Source organism: Vibrio sp. 10N.247.311.14 (assembly GCF_041467715.1).
Classification (GTDB): domain Bacteria; phylum Pseudomonadota; class Gammaproteobacteria; order Enterobacterales; family Vibrionaceae; genus Vibrio; species Vibrio crassostreae_C.
Genome location: NZ_JBFSVE010000059.1, coordinates 19,394 through 34,173, shown reverse-complemented (window position 1 = coordinate 34,173; position 14,780 = coordinate 19,394). Strand labels below are relative to the sequence as shown.

The following is a 14,780-nucleotide window of genomic DNA, read 5'->3' as shown; positions in this document are numbered from 1 at the left end:
AGATAAAGCTAATCAAGCGAATGGGGTATGGGTATCGAGATACCGACTACTTCTTCTTGAAGATAAAAGCGGCTTTCCCCGGAAAGCCGCGATGAACCTAAAATAATCGGAACAACTAGCCAGCTTAGAAGAACGATAAACCTGATGTTCTATCGCTATTAACTATTAGAAGATCTATCGATCATTATCAGCATCGAACAATATCGTATAAGTAGAGTGACTGATCGCCCCCCTTCCCCTGAATGTTAAACGATGCAATAGAGTTGCTATATTTGATGGATCAAGGCCTTCAAACTAGAGTTTAGGCTGACCAAAAGATCAGGCAATATCCTCGTATTCGATCCCTCTGCCGCTAAACCCCACTATGCTACTCATTATAAAGTCACTGAGCACTCCAGCCAAGAATGCCATAAAGGTTGCCCTAGCATTTTGTTTAGCTATCTACCTTGCGTTGTATTTTAACCTTGAGAAGCCTTACTGGGCGGCTATCGTGGTCAATATATTGGCCATCACTGATACTATTACTGCTGGCAAGAAAAAAGGCATTCTCAGATTGTTGGGGACGCTTTGTGGCGCGTTTGTCGGGCTTTGGTTAATCGCTGTTTTTGGGCAAGATCGATATTATTTTTTAGCAAACATCGCACTGTTACTCGCAATTTGTATATACATGGGTTCCGATCCGGTCATCGGCTATGCTTACATTACGGCATTTATTGTCTGCATCCTGCTGGCGATATCTGGCAGCTTTGATGGTGTAGCTACATTTAATATTGCGGTACTAAGGCTGCAAGAAACCCTGCTTGGCTTCGTGGTCTATACGACCATCTATAGCGTGGTTTGGCCTGAGGATGATGACACACGCTTTAACAACGAAGTCAGTGTTGTTTTAGAGGCGATGTCTCCCCTCATTCATTCACTCGCTTACAATGACTCAGCGCAGCGTTTCCAGTTACACACGAGCTGCGAGTTAAATATTGAAAGCCCGACCTTCAAAGCGCTGAACGATCTGATGCGCCTGCCCGATTTGCATGGCCGTATGCCTGCCAGAAAGCAGTGGAAGCATCAACAGCAAACTCAAGCAATCTGGGTTGCCAAACAGTTACTGCAAAACGCCCATGATCAAGGGGTTGATCACAATGATTTTTCGATACTTAACCAGGCTATGGCTTTTATTGAAGCATCATCGGTTAATGTCGATTACAAGCCCCCTTTTCCAGAGACAGTCAAACAATTCTACCAGGGTAACTTTAAGAAAAAGCGCTTATTTGCCCGATTACTTGACAACAGCCAGCAACGATTAAGCAATACGTTAGTCGGCACAATGAGCTTCATCTCAGCAATTCTAGTCTGGATATATCTACCAATATCATCGGGAAGTCTGTTCATCATTAACAGTGCCATTTGCGCCTTGATATTAAGCAACATGCCTAGGCAAATGATAAAGCACTGGACCATTGGCTACTTAGCCTTTGGGTCACTGTTCCTCATTCAGTATGTTCTGCTGTTACCTTCGATGACCGAAGTATGGCAATTAATGGCATTTTACTTTGTTAATGTCTTTACGGTGTATCGCCTGTTCGCTGGTAATCAGTGGATGGTCTATCGAGTTCTCGGGGGCAACCTATTAGTAATGATTACCATGAGCGCAACGCAACTTGTGCCTGTTTATGACGTCACTACCCCTTTGAACCTACTCATTTATATGATGGTTGCACTGGCTTTCATCCGCTTTTACACCCGCTTAATACACCGTAAAAGTTAACCACTATAACCTCACACAAAGACCACTAAGGCATAAAGTAATGAAAATGAGTAAATGCTCTGCGCTTGTCGTTATCGACCTGCAACAAGGTATCGTTGATCAATTACCGGAAACCGTGTCCCGACCGATCATAGAGAATAGCCTTGCTCTCTGCGATGCATTTGATGATGCTGATTTACCCGTAATTATTGTTAATGTAGCCGGTCGTCCACAAGGCCGAACGGAACTGCAAAATAAAGCGGCTCAGCCTGACGCATCAAAGATCGTATGGGGAGAGGTCATCGAAAGCCTGCGCCTAAACCCTAATTATCGCTATCTAACCAAATATTCCTGGGGTGCATTTACCAACACAGATTTGCAGAAGCAGCTTTGTGAGCAAGGTATTACGGATATTTATCTGACCGGGGTAGCAACAAGTATTGGGGTCGAATCAACGGCTAGACAAGCATTTGAACTGGGTTATAACGTGGTGATTGTCGAAGATGCGATTGCAGATATGAACCCGATGAACCACCAGCACAGCTGCCAAAATATATTCCCAAAACTCAGTGTTTTAGCAAAAGCTCAAGACTTGCTATAACTGTCTCGTCCTAAAATACGTTGACCGTATTTTCATTAAACAATAAAAAGCCGACAGCGAATTAAGCTGTCGGCTGATGATCGTTCTATCTCAAGTACATTCTATCTCAAACAAGAGAAATAGGATTAAGCGTTAGCTTCACGCTCAGCAATGAACTCAAGAGCCATCTTGATGCGAGCGATTACGCGCTCTTTACCAACAAGCTCCATCACTGCATCAACAGAAGGAGACTGACCGCCGCCTGTTACTGCTACGCGAAGTGGCATACCGATTTTACCCATGCCGATCTCTAGCTCTTCACATACAGCTGCAATTACACCATCTTTGATGTTTGCAGTAGTGAAATCTTCAAGTGCTTCAACCTTAGCAAGAGCAAGCTCTAGTGGGCCTTTAGCAACACCACGTAGGTGCTTCTTCGCTGCACCAGCTTCAAACTCAGAGAAATCTTCGTAGAAGTAACGAGATTGCTCAGCAAGTTCGATAAGCGTGTTACAACGCTCGCCAACTAGCTTGATCACTTCAGTGATAGCTGGGCCATTTGTTGTATCGATCTTCTGTGCGTCTAGGTGCCATTGCAGGTATTTAGCAACGTACTCAGGCTCAGAAGTCTTGATGTAGTGGTTGTTCAACCAAAGTAGCTTATCAGTGTTGAATGCAGAAGCAGACTTGCTGATAGCCTTCAGGCTGAAGAATTCAATCATCTCTTCTTGAGAGAAGATCTCTTGGTCACCGTGAGACCAGCCTAAACGAACTAGGTAGTTGTTTAGTGCATTTGGTAGGTAACCTTCGTCGCGGTATTGCATTACAGAAACAGCACCGTGACGCTTAGAAAGTTTCGCACCGTCATCACCAAGAATCATTGCACAGTGAGCGAAAGTTGGAACTGGCGCGCCTAGTGCTTCATAGATGTTGATTTGACGAGGTGTGTTGTTGATGTGGTCTTCACCACGAACAACGTGTGTAATACCCATATCCCAGTCATCCACTACAACTACGAAGTTGTATGTTGGTGCACCGTCTGTACGACGAATGATCAGGTCATCAAGTTGGCTGTTTGCGATTTCAATGCGACCACGGATTTGGTCATCAAATACTACGCTGCCTTCTTTAGGGTTACGGAAACGGATAACGCACGCATCGCCTTCTTTTGCTGCTTCGTTTGCTGCAACAATTTTAGGGTGGTTAGCATCGTAGCGAGCCATTTCTTTGTTTTCTTCTTGCTCTGCACGAATTTCATCAAGCAGCTCTTTAGACGCGTAGCATTTGAATGCTTTGTCTTCAGCAAGTAGCTTATCAACCATTTCGTTGTAACGGTCAAAACGCTTAGATTGGTAGTAAGGACCTTCATCCCATTCCATACCCATCCATTGCATGCCTTCTAGAATTGCATCAACCGCTTCTTGAGAGTTACGCTCAAGGTCCGTGTCTTCGATACGCAGAACGAATTCACCACCTTGATTCTTAGCGAATAGCCAAGAGTAAAGTGCAGTACGTGCACCACCAACGTGAAGATAGCCAGTTGGGCTAGGAGCAAAACGAGTTTTAACCGTCATTTAAATACCTTGATTATGTAGGTGATTCTTTTAGTGATTGCCATTACAAAGCCTGCAACAGAAAAATATCACTAAATTTTGGGCGCTATTTTATCACCACCGCTTAAATCTACAATCAGTAGTGAATGATTAATGCGCGGATCTTGTGCGAAAGCGACTGTAGAAAGGCTAAATCCAGCTTCGATGTAGCAAATCTATAGCCTGAGCCAGTAAATTATAGCCATGCTTTTCTTTAACTCTCGCCTATCCCACAAACTTAACCCACCCATTCATATGCCACTAAGATCAAATTCTTGAATTTATGTTTGACCTTACCCTTACGGTAAGGTTTATGTTGGGCGTAGATGAGAATTGGAGTATCGATATGAAGCATTACACAACCGCACTCAACGGCCTAAATTGCATGGGATGTGCGAAGAAAGTCCGCACACTGTTTGATGGTCTCGATAATACGAAGATCAACGACATATCGCCGACATACATCGATATTTCCACTCCTTTTAGTTACGTTGAACTCAACGAACAACTAGCGACGCTTGGTTATAGCATGGGTAATAAACTGCACCTTTCGCTATCTGGTCTTAGCTGCGGTAAGTGCGTGAGCAAACTGACTCAGGCGATTCAACAAACTGAGCAAGCCTCAAATCTAAACGTCACCAAACATGAATTGTCGTTGGTTACTCTGCTTGAAGAATCCGAGATTATTGAGCTAGTCGAAAGTGTGGGTTATCACGCAGCTCCCTACTCTGAAGCCAATAACCTTTTATCTAATTCAGGTTCAGATTCAGAAGAAAATAAAAAACCAACGACGGCTGAACCGACACAAGCTAAACCTGCAGCTAGCCAATATACTTATCACCTTGTTCTTGAGGGAATGACGTGTGCAAGTTGTGTTTCTTCGGTAGAGAAAGCGCTGAAAAAGAATGAGTTCGTCGACCAAGCTCAGATCAACCTTGCCGAACAAACTGCCTTGGTTTTCACCTCCAAAACACGTGATCTCATTGAAAACAAGCTCATCGAATCAGTCAAAGCTGCGGGGTATGGCGCCGAGTTTGTTGATGATGCGGCAACACAACAACAAAAACAGCAAGAGCAACAACTTCGCACTCAACAGGCCTTCCTAAAAAATTCAGTGAGTGCGCTACTGCTTGGGGCACCGCTAATGGCATGGGGCGTGTTCGGCGGCAGCATGACCATTACTACATTTAACGACCAACTGGCTTGGGGATTCATTGGTGTGGTTTGTTTAGTGTTGTTAGCCACTTCTGGACGCAGCTTCTTCACCAATGCTTGGCAATCCTTGATGCATAAACGCGCGACCATGGACACGCTAGTAGCTTTGGGTACAGGCGCAGCATGGTTCTACTCAATGTTGGTTGTGCTCATTCCATCATGGTTCCCTGAAGCTTCTCGCCACGTCTACTTTGAGGCGAGCGCGATGATCATTGGCCTTATTTCTTTGGGTCACTACATCGAGGCCAAAGCCAAAGCTCGCACTACAAAATCGCTACAGGCACTGATTAATTTACAGCCTCAAAAAGCGATGGTTATCGTCGATGGCAAAGAGCAAACCATCGCCGTAGAGGCCATCCAAGTGGGCATGCAAGTTCGAGTAAAGCCGGGAGAAAAAGTCCCTGTCGATGGTGTCGTGGTTTCGGGTGAATCTTATATCGATGAATCGATGCTGACTGGTGAGCCGCTTCCCAACGTAAAATCAGTTAATGATGGCGTTTCTGCAGGTACCATTAATGGTGACGGCAGCTTAATTATTGAAGCGACAGGAATTGGCTCAAGCACTATGTTGGCTCGCATTATCCAGATGGTTCGCCAAGCACAAAGCAGTAAACCTGCAATTGCCAAGCTTGCCGACTCTATCTCTGCTGTTTTCGTTCCTGTTGTAGTCGCGATCGCTGCCATTGCCGCCTTAGTTTGGTTTTTTGTTGGCCCACAACCAAGTGCAAGCTACATGCTTGTCGTATCGACGACCGTGCTGATCATCGCTTGCCCATGTGCATTAGGTCTCGCGACCCCACTCTCTATTACTGTCGGTGTCGGTAAAGCGGCTGAGTTTGGCGTTCTAATCAAAGACGCCGATGTATTGCAATCAGCTAGCAAAATCGATGCTGTTGTGTTTGATAAAACAGGCACATTGACCCAAGGAAAACCAACCGTTCAACAGGCCTTTTACCCTAATCTAACGGAACGGGAATTACTGGCTTACGCTTATTCAGTGGAAGTAGGATCTGAGCACCCACTCGCCAAAGCCGTTTGCCAATATGCAGAGAGCTTGGAAGTTTCAGTACTCCCACACAGCGAATTTGAAAACCGCCGCGGCCTTGGCGTACAAGCCAACATTAACGGAAAACACATCCAAGTCGGCTCTCTTAAATACCTAACCCAACTCGGTGTTGATACTCAAATAGGTAGTGACTTTATTGAACTTTGCCGCGCACAAGCATGGACGCCAATCTTCGTCGTCATCGACCAAAAACTGGAAGGCATATTAGGCATTTCAGACGCATTAAAAATAGATAGCAAACAAGCTATTGCTCAACTAAAATCCGCCGGAATTCACACTGTGCTATTAACGGGCGACAACGACTCTGTAGCTCAAGCGATAGGTAAAAACGTCGGTATCGACGAAGTGATTTCAGAAGTGCTTCCAGAGCAGAAAGCTCAACACATTGTTCAGCTGCAACAGCAATATAAGAGTGTTGCCATGGTCGGAGACGGTATTAACGACGCGCCTGCACTTGCTCAAGCAGATATAGGCATAGCAATGGGCAGTGGCAGTGATGTCGCGATTGAAAGTGCGCAAATGACGCTACTCAACTCGTCGCCACTGTCTGTCAGTAACGCGATTGAGCTTTCCCAAGCGACCGTGAGAAACATGAAGCAAAACCTGTTTGGTGCCTTTATCTATAATTCACTTGGTATTCCAATTGCGGCTGGTGTGCTCTACCCATTCTTTGGATTTTTACTTAGCCCTGTCGTTGCAGGCGCTGCGATGGCGATGTCATCAATCACCGTAGTCAGCAATGCCAACAGATTAAGACTGTTCAAACCCACTCATTCTAATATCAACAAAAACCATATTCATGAGGTTAACCATGATTCGTAAAATTATGACTCTTACTGCACTCGCTGCAATTTCAGGACAGGCTTTGGCTACTGATGTGCTAAACCATAAATCTCCATATTGCGGCTGCTGCACTGAATGGACAGAACATATGCGAGATGCTGGGTTCGATGTTACTGAGAAGCTCCACGATGATATGAACCCAATCAAGCAGAAGCTAGGGGTAACACAGGAGTTAGCCTCTTGCCACACTGCAGAGATCGACGGTTACGTATTTGAAGGACACATTCCAGCAGATGACATTAAAGCCTTTCTAGAAAACCCACCACGTAATGCGATTGGTTTAGCGGTTCCGGGTATGCCAATGGGTTCGCCAGGCATGGAGTATGGCGATAAGAAAGACGAGTATTCTGTGTATGCGTTTAATGAAAAAGGTCAGGTGTTTGAATACCGTCACTACAACGGAAAATAGAACCTAAACAGACCAACACACAGCAATAAAAAGAAGTCATAAAAATAGAGCCTAGCATTCAGTAAACCCAAGACTGTGGTTTACTTGCTAGGCTCTTTGCTTTTGGACAGTAAAGCAAATCTTGTCGCGGCACCAACCGGGCTGTTAGTACCGCTATGTTCCCCTCGCTAATTAGCTAGCAAGCTATTTAGCAAAAAGCTATTTAGCGAAGAAGCTCACTCGGCTAATAATCTAATAGACTAAGCAACCAAGCGAATCAGCTTAGAAGCCGTAAGAAGCACCGAATACGAATGCGTTGTTCTGCTTAGAATCGCCGTTTGCGAAATCTACACCGTTAGCTTGGCTACGGAATTCAAAGTAAGGTTGAACACCTTGACGAGTCCATGTTGCACGTAACTCGTGGTCCATCGCTTCAGCATCAATCATGTATACGTTGTTGTAGCTAAGCGCTAGGTCAGCATTCACTGTGTAAGCAATGCGGTTATCCATGCGGTAGTCTGTGTCAGCATTAGCTGAAGTATCATCGATGTGTGCACGAGTACGGTTACTAATAGAGATGCCGTTGTCGAAGTTGTAACCGATCTTAACTAGTGGACGGAACTGAATGCTTTCACCCGCAGAGAATAGATGTTGGTAACCCGCAGCAACCCATAGGTTGTCAGTGATGTTGAAAGATTGCTCACCACCTACAGTGATGCCTGGAGTAGTATTACCTGCACCGCCATTTTCAGATTCAAGTTTGCCCAGTTGGATACCATCAAACTCAGAATAAACCGTGAAACCGCCTAGAGTGTTATCAAACGTGTGACCAGCTTCTAGCGTAGAAGTCATGTCAGAACCGTGGATACGGCCATCGTCATGAATTTGGATGTTACCCGTTACGTAAGAAGAACCAGCAAAAGCACTAGAAGCGAAAGCAAGAGAAAGAGCACTTAGAGCGATAATTTTTTTCATAGTAAACTGCCTTAGTTTAATTTTTTCAGCGGCACATCTTCGGTACATCATTCACCTTCACCGCTTGAGTAGTTGGTAGCCTCCCTGGCATGAAATCTATGTTGCTCGAATTAATTCGCGTTTAAAAATAAAAGGGACAGCAGAGTGATCCCTCTCACTATCAAAAAAAGACAAGTTATTTAAAACCTTAAAATCAACAACTTAAAAACATAAAAATTGATAAAAAACTTAAGATGGAAAAATATACAGATCGGGATCACGTTATTTCACGAAGAAAAATTAAATCTAGATAGTTGAATCACATCTGATTTAGAGTTTTTTACAGGGGGCTTTTTTTTTGAAGAGAATAATGAGAAGCGCGTCACTTTTGGGATTAAAGTCACCTTATGTGCATTGTTGATGATATGACCAAAGGCGATTTCTATATGTTTCAGTTTTGGATATGCACCTAATTCGCAGTAAACAAAAAGAGCTCCCGTTTTATCTTGAATAAGATAAAGGTCAGGAGCTCTTCTACTAATAGTGCTTATCGATTATTTAACTGAGGTCACTCGACTTACTTTCTCACCACTTTCTGAAATAGAGCGGATGTAAGTCTCACCAGAAACTGATGGACGTTGTTGCTCATCGTATGTTAGCCAGTTTTCGCCATCAGCAGAGTATTGCAGCTCTACACCTGGGAATTGAACGTTCATCGCTAGCTTACCGTCAACAACCTTCGCACCTGGAACTGGTAGTCGGTAATCAATACCCGCTTTTTCTAGCTTAGCTAGCTCACGTTGACCAAGAATATTCGCGAAGCGATTAAAGTCGCTGTTCAACGCTTGCTTATTCACTAAGTTAGTTTCTTGAGAGTATTCAACACCAACCTTGTAGTCGTTTTCCCAATCTGCTCGGTGCCATGCGCGCTCTGCTGCTGCCAATACGCGAGGGAACACCATGTATTCATATTGCTCGTCAGTACGTACTGTTTCTGACCAAAGTTGAGCTGACAGACCGTAGAAAGGTTTCGCTTCAACCTCACCTTTACCAGTAAAACCATTGCCATCACGGTCTAATGATGTTTCTGCGTTTTGTGGCATGTTTTCTGGTGCGAAGCCAAACATCTTACGAGTATCGGTTGCACGTGTTGCCCAGTAGTAACCACGCTCAGCTGCATCAACTTCGTATGGCATATCCATGTATACGTAGTCTGGGTTAGAGACAATCACGTCATACCCTTTTGCTGACCAATCGTATACTGATGAAGTTCCGCCCCAGTAAAGAACGTCCCAGAAGTTCACGCGTGTACTTTCGGTCGCAAATGCTTCCTCGCCTTCGCTGTATTTCAGACCATCTTGCCATGCTTGGAAGTGGGGAATACCCTTCTCAGCAACAATCTTAGAAACCTGTTCTGCGAAGTGGCTTGGTAGATGACCGAAATCGCTTACAGTACCATCAGCGATCAATGACTGACATTGTGGTGATTGTTGGAACGGCTTATCTTGCTTAGACAAATCGATGTTGCCTTTCCAAGCCACTTTATCTTCTGCATTAATATCTTGTAAGCCTGCGCCTAACTTGATGTTTTTCGCTTCATCGCCGCCGAAGTGCCAAGTCGTTAGCGGTACGCCCGCTTCTTGGTGCATTGCCGCCACTTCAGAGATTACTTTATCGACGAAGTGAGTTGATGACTCCATACATGGGTTAATGAAGCTTTGCTTATCGTAGAACTGAACCGTGGTTACATTCGATGTATCTTGCGGATCCATCAAGCGGTATTCGTTCGCTTCTGCTTCTTTGCCTTCCGCCATGAGACGAGTGTAACGCGCTTCCATTGATACCACAGCTGAACGAGCGTGTGCTGGCATATCAATTTCAGGGATAACTTCGATGCTGCGCGCTTTAGCGTAGCTTAGGATCTCGACGTAATCCGCTTTACTAAAGAAACCAGAGCCAAAGTTGTCTGTTGTTGGACCAGAACCTAGCTGAGGCAGTAAGCAGCTTTGTTCATCCAAATCAAAACAACGATTAGACCCTACATCCGTTAGCTCTGGTAAACCTGGAATTTCTAAACGCCAACCTTCATCATCCGTTAGGTGAAGGTGCAGTTTATTCATCTTGTATGCCGCCATTTGATCTAGCGTTGCTAGGATGGCATCTTTTGAGTGGAAGTTTCGAGCAACGTCCACCATCACGCCACGATAATCAAAGCGCGGCGCATCTTTAATTGACAGTTGTGGTAATGATTCAGCGTTCTGACTGTCTATTAGGCCAAAAATAGACTGAACTGCGTAGAAAGCACCTGTTTTATCAAACGCTTTAATTGCAATCCCCTCTTCCGAGATGCTTAGTTCATAAGCGCCAGATTTCGCTAAATCACCCGTAAACTGAGTAGGAACAACAGCGACACTCACAGGTAGGTCGCCACTCACATCTACGTTTACCACATCTGCACGTTCTTCAATTGCTGCGAATTGCTCAGCGTCGAATGCGTCTTTAGGTAGGGCAATACCACCAGCAATGCTAACTGAACCTTCACCGGCTTCTACCGACATTGGCGTTGGTAGTAAAGTAGTTGATACGTCTTGCGTTGCTAGATCAGCATTCTTTTCAAAACGCGTCACCGCTGTCGCCATTACGTTATTATCATCAGGCGTACGCTTAAGGTTATTACCCTCTAGACCAGTTACGAACGATGCAACATCTTCTGTATTCAATGATGCAATCATCTTAGGTTCTGCGTTTGGCGCCGTCACGAATGCACCTGGCATAAAGTCAGTTTCAAACAGTTGCCAGTATTCACTCGTTAACGGAAGAACCACTTCTTCACCAGCCGCAAAGCCGTCAAATTTTTCAGTAGGTTCTAGCTTGTGAAGGTCACCAGTAACGCGAGTGATCTTAAATTGCTCATTATCAACATCTAAAATAAGACGAATACTGTGGAAGTAGATGCTCCAATCTTTAGAGTCAATCGCTTCACCGTCATTGGTTAGCGTCATGTTCACTTTATTACATGACGCCCATTCAGCACCTAGGTCCTGACAAGCCAAGCCTTCATTCGCACCATGATTAGTTAGAATTTCGTACTGAACATCAAGATTATCAGCCAGTGCATTCACTACTTTTTGTTCTGGTGCTTGCGTTACTGCACAACCTGTTAGGCCAGCCAATACCGCTACAGATAGTAAGTTTCTCTTCAACATCGTATTCACCCATAAATTAAAAATTGAGTAAGAAGCAAAATGGAGCGCTTCGAAAGTTAGATAAACTATATGGGCTTATTTTTTACCGTGAATTAAATCGAGCTAATAAAGTGATCGGCTTCAAATCTCAAAAATTTTTATAAATTTAATTTAAATAAAATCATCAAGTTACAAGCAACGGCACTTCCGTCATTTTAATTTTGACGTAAAATTTGAGAAATGAATCACAATCTTTTTTACCGATTTCATAAAATCGTGTCATTGGTAGTCAGAAAGGATTTAGAGTTTCAGCGTATTATTATACTTTTCGTACAAACAACGTGACATTGTTCTCAAAAAAAACCGTTAAAAAACACCGTCAAAATCGATTTTAACGAGTTTAATACTTCCTTAAGGAGCTCCCTTTGCGTCCACTCTGGTACATGGTTTTATTCGTTCTCGCTTTTTCAGCTAGGCAAGCGGTCGCCGAGCCCCTTTATTGGCAAGCACAAAAGGATGATCTGACACTCACTATCTTAGGTTCAGTGCACGTTGGAGACGAGAGTATGTACCCCCTTCCTTCGGCGATCACCGACGCGCTAAAAAACAGTGATGGCTTAATTATCGAAACGGATATCAGAAAGTCTGATGGCGTTTTATATCCCCGCAACAAACTAACGACTGCCGATGTACTCAATACAGAACAGCTGCAATTATTAACCGACATATCAAAATCATTGGGCATGCCGACGCAACAGCTGCTTAGTTCACCGCCTTGGGCAACTTCTCTCTCCATACAAATGCAGCAGTTAAAAAACCTTGGTTATGGCTCCGCCAGCGGCGTTGATGCGACGCTAGCGAACAAAGCGACTACCCAAGATGTTCCGGTTATCAGTTTGGAGCCTCTGCAATTCCAAATAGACCTGATGACAAAACAAAAGGACGACGGTAAAGAGTGGTTAGTCAGTAGCCTTGAAGAATTTGACCAAACTGATCGCGTGGTTCATTGCCTGATTGAAAGCTGGAAAGCGGGTGATGAGTCCAAACTTGAGGATTTTGCGGAATTATCTGAAATGCCAACCGATCTTGAAAAAGCATTCCTAACGGATCGCAACGTAGACTGGGCAAACAAACTGTCTGCCAATGACTGGAAACTCGATACGAAAGGACACTACTTGTTAGTCGTCGGTACTTTACACCTGATAGGAGAAGGCAACCTGTTAGAACTGTTAGAAAAGAAAGGCTTTACAGTTAATCAACAATCACAGAGCAAACAAGCACAGTGTCAGTTTGAGGTTAACGAAGACAGCTAGTTGGTTAATTAGGGCATGACCTTTTCATTATAAAAGCATTTCCTTAATAACAGAATCTTTACATTTAATAGCACCATTGCAGTGCTATTATCTTTCGCTCTTTTTACCTATGGCGTTGTTCTAATGAAACCAGTACTTTTTGCTTTCCCTTTAGCCCTCACGATGCTGATGCCCTCAATAGCCTCAGCCAAAGAAACATGCACCATCGAACAGTTTCAGGCGATAGACATACAACCGGATACCAAAGGCGGTGTATTAGATAAAGAAAGCGGACAGTTTTTGATTACAGAGAAACCACCGATGCGCTGCGCCAATATTACGTTCACAACATCTACAACACGAAACCGTATCGCAAGCCAAATGAACAACAATTTTGAAGCAAACTTTTACGACAACCAAACGGGAAGCTCTCACTCGGTGACGTTTGATGAAGATGAAATAAAGGCAGGTTACATTCGAATAGGCCCGAATAAGCCAGCGGAAGCGTATGTTTGTTTTGTTACCTCGGAAACACCGATAAAAGATATTACGTGTGATGTGAATTGATCATTGAGTTGCTTGAAGAAAAAAACAGGGCTAAGGGAAAGGTCCGTTTTCCGCATAGCCCTATTTTGCTGCTTACTCGGTAGCTTAAAGTATGTCTGTACTCGCTTCGGAATAACGTGCGATAATCGGATTTTTTAATGCATTCGGATCGCCCGGCGACCACATTCCACGCTTCATTCCTTTCACAATCAAATGAATCACCGCGGCATCAATAGCAGACATCACAGCAATATTGACCGGTTCATTTTGGCTATAGCCCATTTCAACTTCCAACAGTTCTTTGTAATCAACAAATCGAAATGCGCCGAACCCAATCTCGTGTGAAGAGATAGTTTTAGTGGTGGTGACACTCAATAAAACTTGCCCGGTTCTAACGTCAACCGCTCTTAAATTCACAGTGACTTGATCCGTTCTATATTGTCCAGAACCACCGATCCCAAGATACTTAGCACCCGCACCGCCTGTCACGATATTCGAGTCATAAGCCACAATCCCGCCTTCGATGACGATGTTAGCGGAACTCAAAGACGACAAGTCTGCCCCATGATTATTTACGACCTTATCTTTTTTCTGAGCCGCTCGAATGATCTTACGTTCAGTCAATAAGTTTTGGAGCCCTTCACGCTCCAGAGGTACAAACCACTGAGAGTCGATAAGTGCTGTCGTCAATAAAGACGTCCCACCCTGTGGCACTGCTGTGGAAAAGTTACTGTTTGGCTGAGGCTTGTATTGGCCTGTTTGATCTCTAAAGTCATAAACTGAGACCAATATTTTGCCGCGAGGCGGAGGTAATGAGATAAGATCGGTATAAGTCGATCCTCTCGGCATCAGTTTTGGCGTTTCAGAAGTCTCTGGAATTTGCATAGAGTAAGTGCACCCTCCCAACACAAAGGTCAAGAGGACGATAATGATCGATTTCATAACACAATCCTTGTGATTAGAGGTCTGGGTTTAGTCCCGAAACACTGATTTCTGTTGATTCCCCTGTCGCTTTATCGACGATTTGAACGAGTAAGGTCCCGGAGTCGTCAACAATATTGAGGAAAAAGTCATCTGTTTCTAACTGCCCTGTATTTCCGTTACCTACATCAGCAAGCAACTGGCTTATCAAACGAGACTCTAAACTAGACGCTAAACGATCTAAGGCTGATTCTTGCTCATCAAAGATATCCCTTGCACTTGGGTCTTCAAAATCATTGATGGCATTAGCGTGATTAAAAAGGTGAGAGCTGTTTAAAGCATTTCCGCCAAAACTTGGGTTTACGGGCGTGTAAACTAACTCGCTCGAGTAAACCGAAGGCGAAGCGAGCAACACAATAAGCACAGCCTTTCTGAAACATATCGACATCCTTGGCTC

11 protein-coding genes are annotated in these 14,780 nt (G+C 44.1%); 6 read left to right on the top strand and 5 right to left on the bottom strand.

The window, feature by feature from the left end:
* The first annotated feature begins 364 nt into the window (after nt 1-364).
* Both AB6F11_RS18530 and AB6F11_RS18525 read left to right on the top strand, forming a co-directional pair.
* Nucleotides 365-1,762, top strand: coding sequence for an FUSC family protein (locus AB6F11_RS18530; RefSeq protein ID WP_017060532.1), 1,398 nt, complete (start codon nt 365-367; stop codon nt 1,760-1,762).
* Between the two features lie 46 nt (nt 1,763-1,808).
* On the top strand, nt 1,809-2,342 hold the full coding sequence (locus AB6F11_RS18525; RefSeq protein WP_240698162.1) for an isochorismatase family cysteine hydrolase: 534 nt from the start codon (nt 1,809-1,811) through the stop codon (nt 2,340-2,342).
* 125 nt (nt 2,343-2,467) lie between these two features.
* Here the strand turns inward: AB6F11_RS18525 and gltX are convergent, their stop codons facing one another.
* Nucleotides 2,468-3,895 (bottom strand): glutamate--tRNA ligase, encoded by a 1,428-nt coding sequence (gene gltX, locus AB6F11_RS18520; RefSeq protein WP_017064147.1) that lies wholly within the window; start codon nt 3,893-3,895, stop codon nt 2,468-2,470.
* Nucleotides 3,896-4,196: 301 nt separating this feature from the next.
* Between gltX and AB6F11_RS18515 the strand changes: the two genes are divergently transcribed.
* Both AB6F11_RS18515 and AB6F11_RS18510 read left to right on the top strand, forming a co-directional pair.
* Entirely contained in the window at nt 4,197-7,016 is a 2,820-nt protein-coding gene (locus AB6F11_RS18515) for a heavy metal translocating P-type ATPase (protein ID WP_102393930.1), read from the top strand.
* Nucleotides 7,006-7,446, top strand: a complete 441-nt coding sequence (locus tag AB6F11_RS18510) for a DUF411 domain-containing protein (protein ID WP_017060536.1) — start codon at nt 7,006-7,008, stop codon at nt 7,444-7,446. Before AB6F11_RS18515 ends, AB6F11_RS18510 begins: the two co-directional genes overlap by 11 nt.
* A gap of 261 nt (nt 7,447-7,707) precedes the next feature.
* Here the strand turns inward: AB6F11_RS18510 and AB6F11_RS18505 are convergent, their stop codons facing one another.
* Nucleotides 7,708-8,400, bottom strand: coding sequence for an oligogalacturonate-specific porin KdgM family protein (locus tag AB6F11_RS18505; RefSeq protein WP_102321500.1), 693 nt, complete (start codon nt 8,398-8,400; stop codon nt 7,708-7,710).
* 533 nt (nt 8,401-8,933) lie between these two features.
* On the bottom strand, nt 8,934-11,585 hold the full coding sequence (locus AB6F11_RS18500) for a beta-N-acetylhexosaminidase (RefSeq protein WP_017071188.1): 2,652 nt from the start codon (nt 11,583-11,585) through the stop codon (nt 8,934-8,936).
* 404 nt (nt 11,586-11,989) lie between these two features.
* Between AB6F11_RS18500 and AB6F11_RS18495 the strand changes: the two genes are divergently transcribed.
* Both AB6F11_RS18495 and AB6F11_RS18490 read left to right on the top strand, forming a co-directional pair.
* A complete protein-coding gene (locus tag AB6F11_RS18495; RefSeq protein WP_102393931.1) occupies nt 11,990-12,877 on the top strand; it encodes a TraB/GumN family protein in 888 nt (295 codons plus the stop codon).
* A gap of 123 nt (nt 12,878-13,000) precedes the next feature.
* On the top strand, nt 13,001-13,423 hold the full coding sequence (locus tag AB6F11_RS18490; protein ID WP_102321503.1) for a hypothetical protein: 423 nt from the start codon (nt 13,001-13,003) through the stop codon (nt 13,421-13,423).
* Between the two features lie 84 nt (nt 13,424-13,507).
* On the opposite strand, the gene AB6F11_RS18485 is transcribed toward AB6F11_RS18490, so the two are convergent.
* Both AB6F11_RS18485 and AB6F11_RS18480 read right to left on the bottom strand, forming a co-directional pair.
* Nucleotides 13,508-14,344, bottom strand: a complete 837-nt coding sequence (locus AB6F11_RS18485) for a CsgG/HfaB family protein (protein WP_102393932.1) — start codon at nt 14,342-14,344, stop codon at nt 13,508-13,510.
* A gap of 16 nt (nt 14,345-14,360) precedes the next feature.
* Complete coding sequence (locus tag AB6F11_RS18480; protein WP_102393933.1) at nt 14,361-14,771, bottom strand: curli assembly protein CsgF; 411 nt, start codon at nt 14,769-14,771, stop codon at nt 14,361-14,363.
* Nucleotides 14,772-14,780 lie beyond the last annotated feature (9 nt).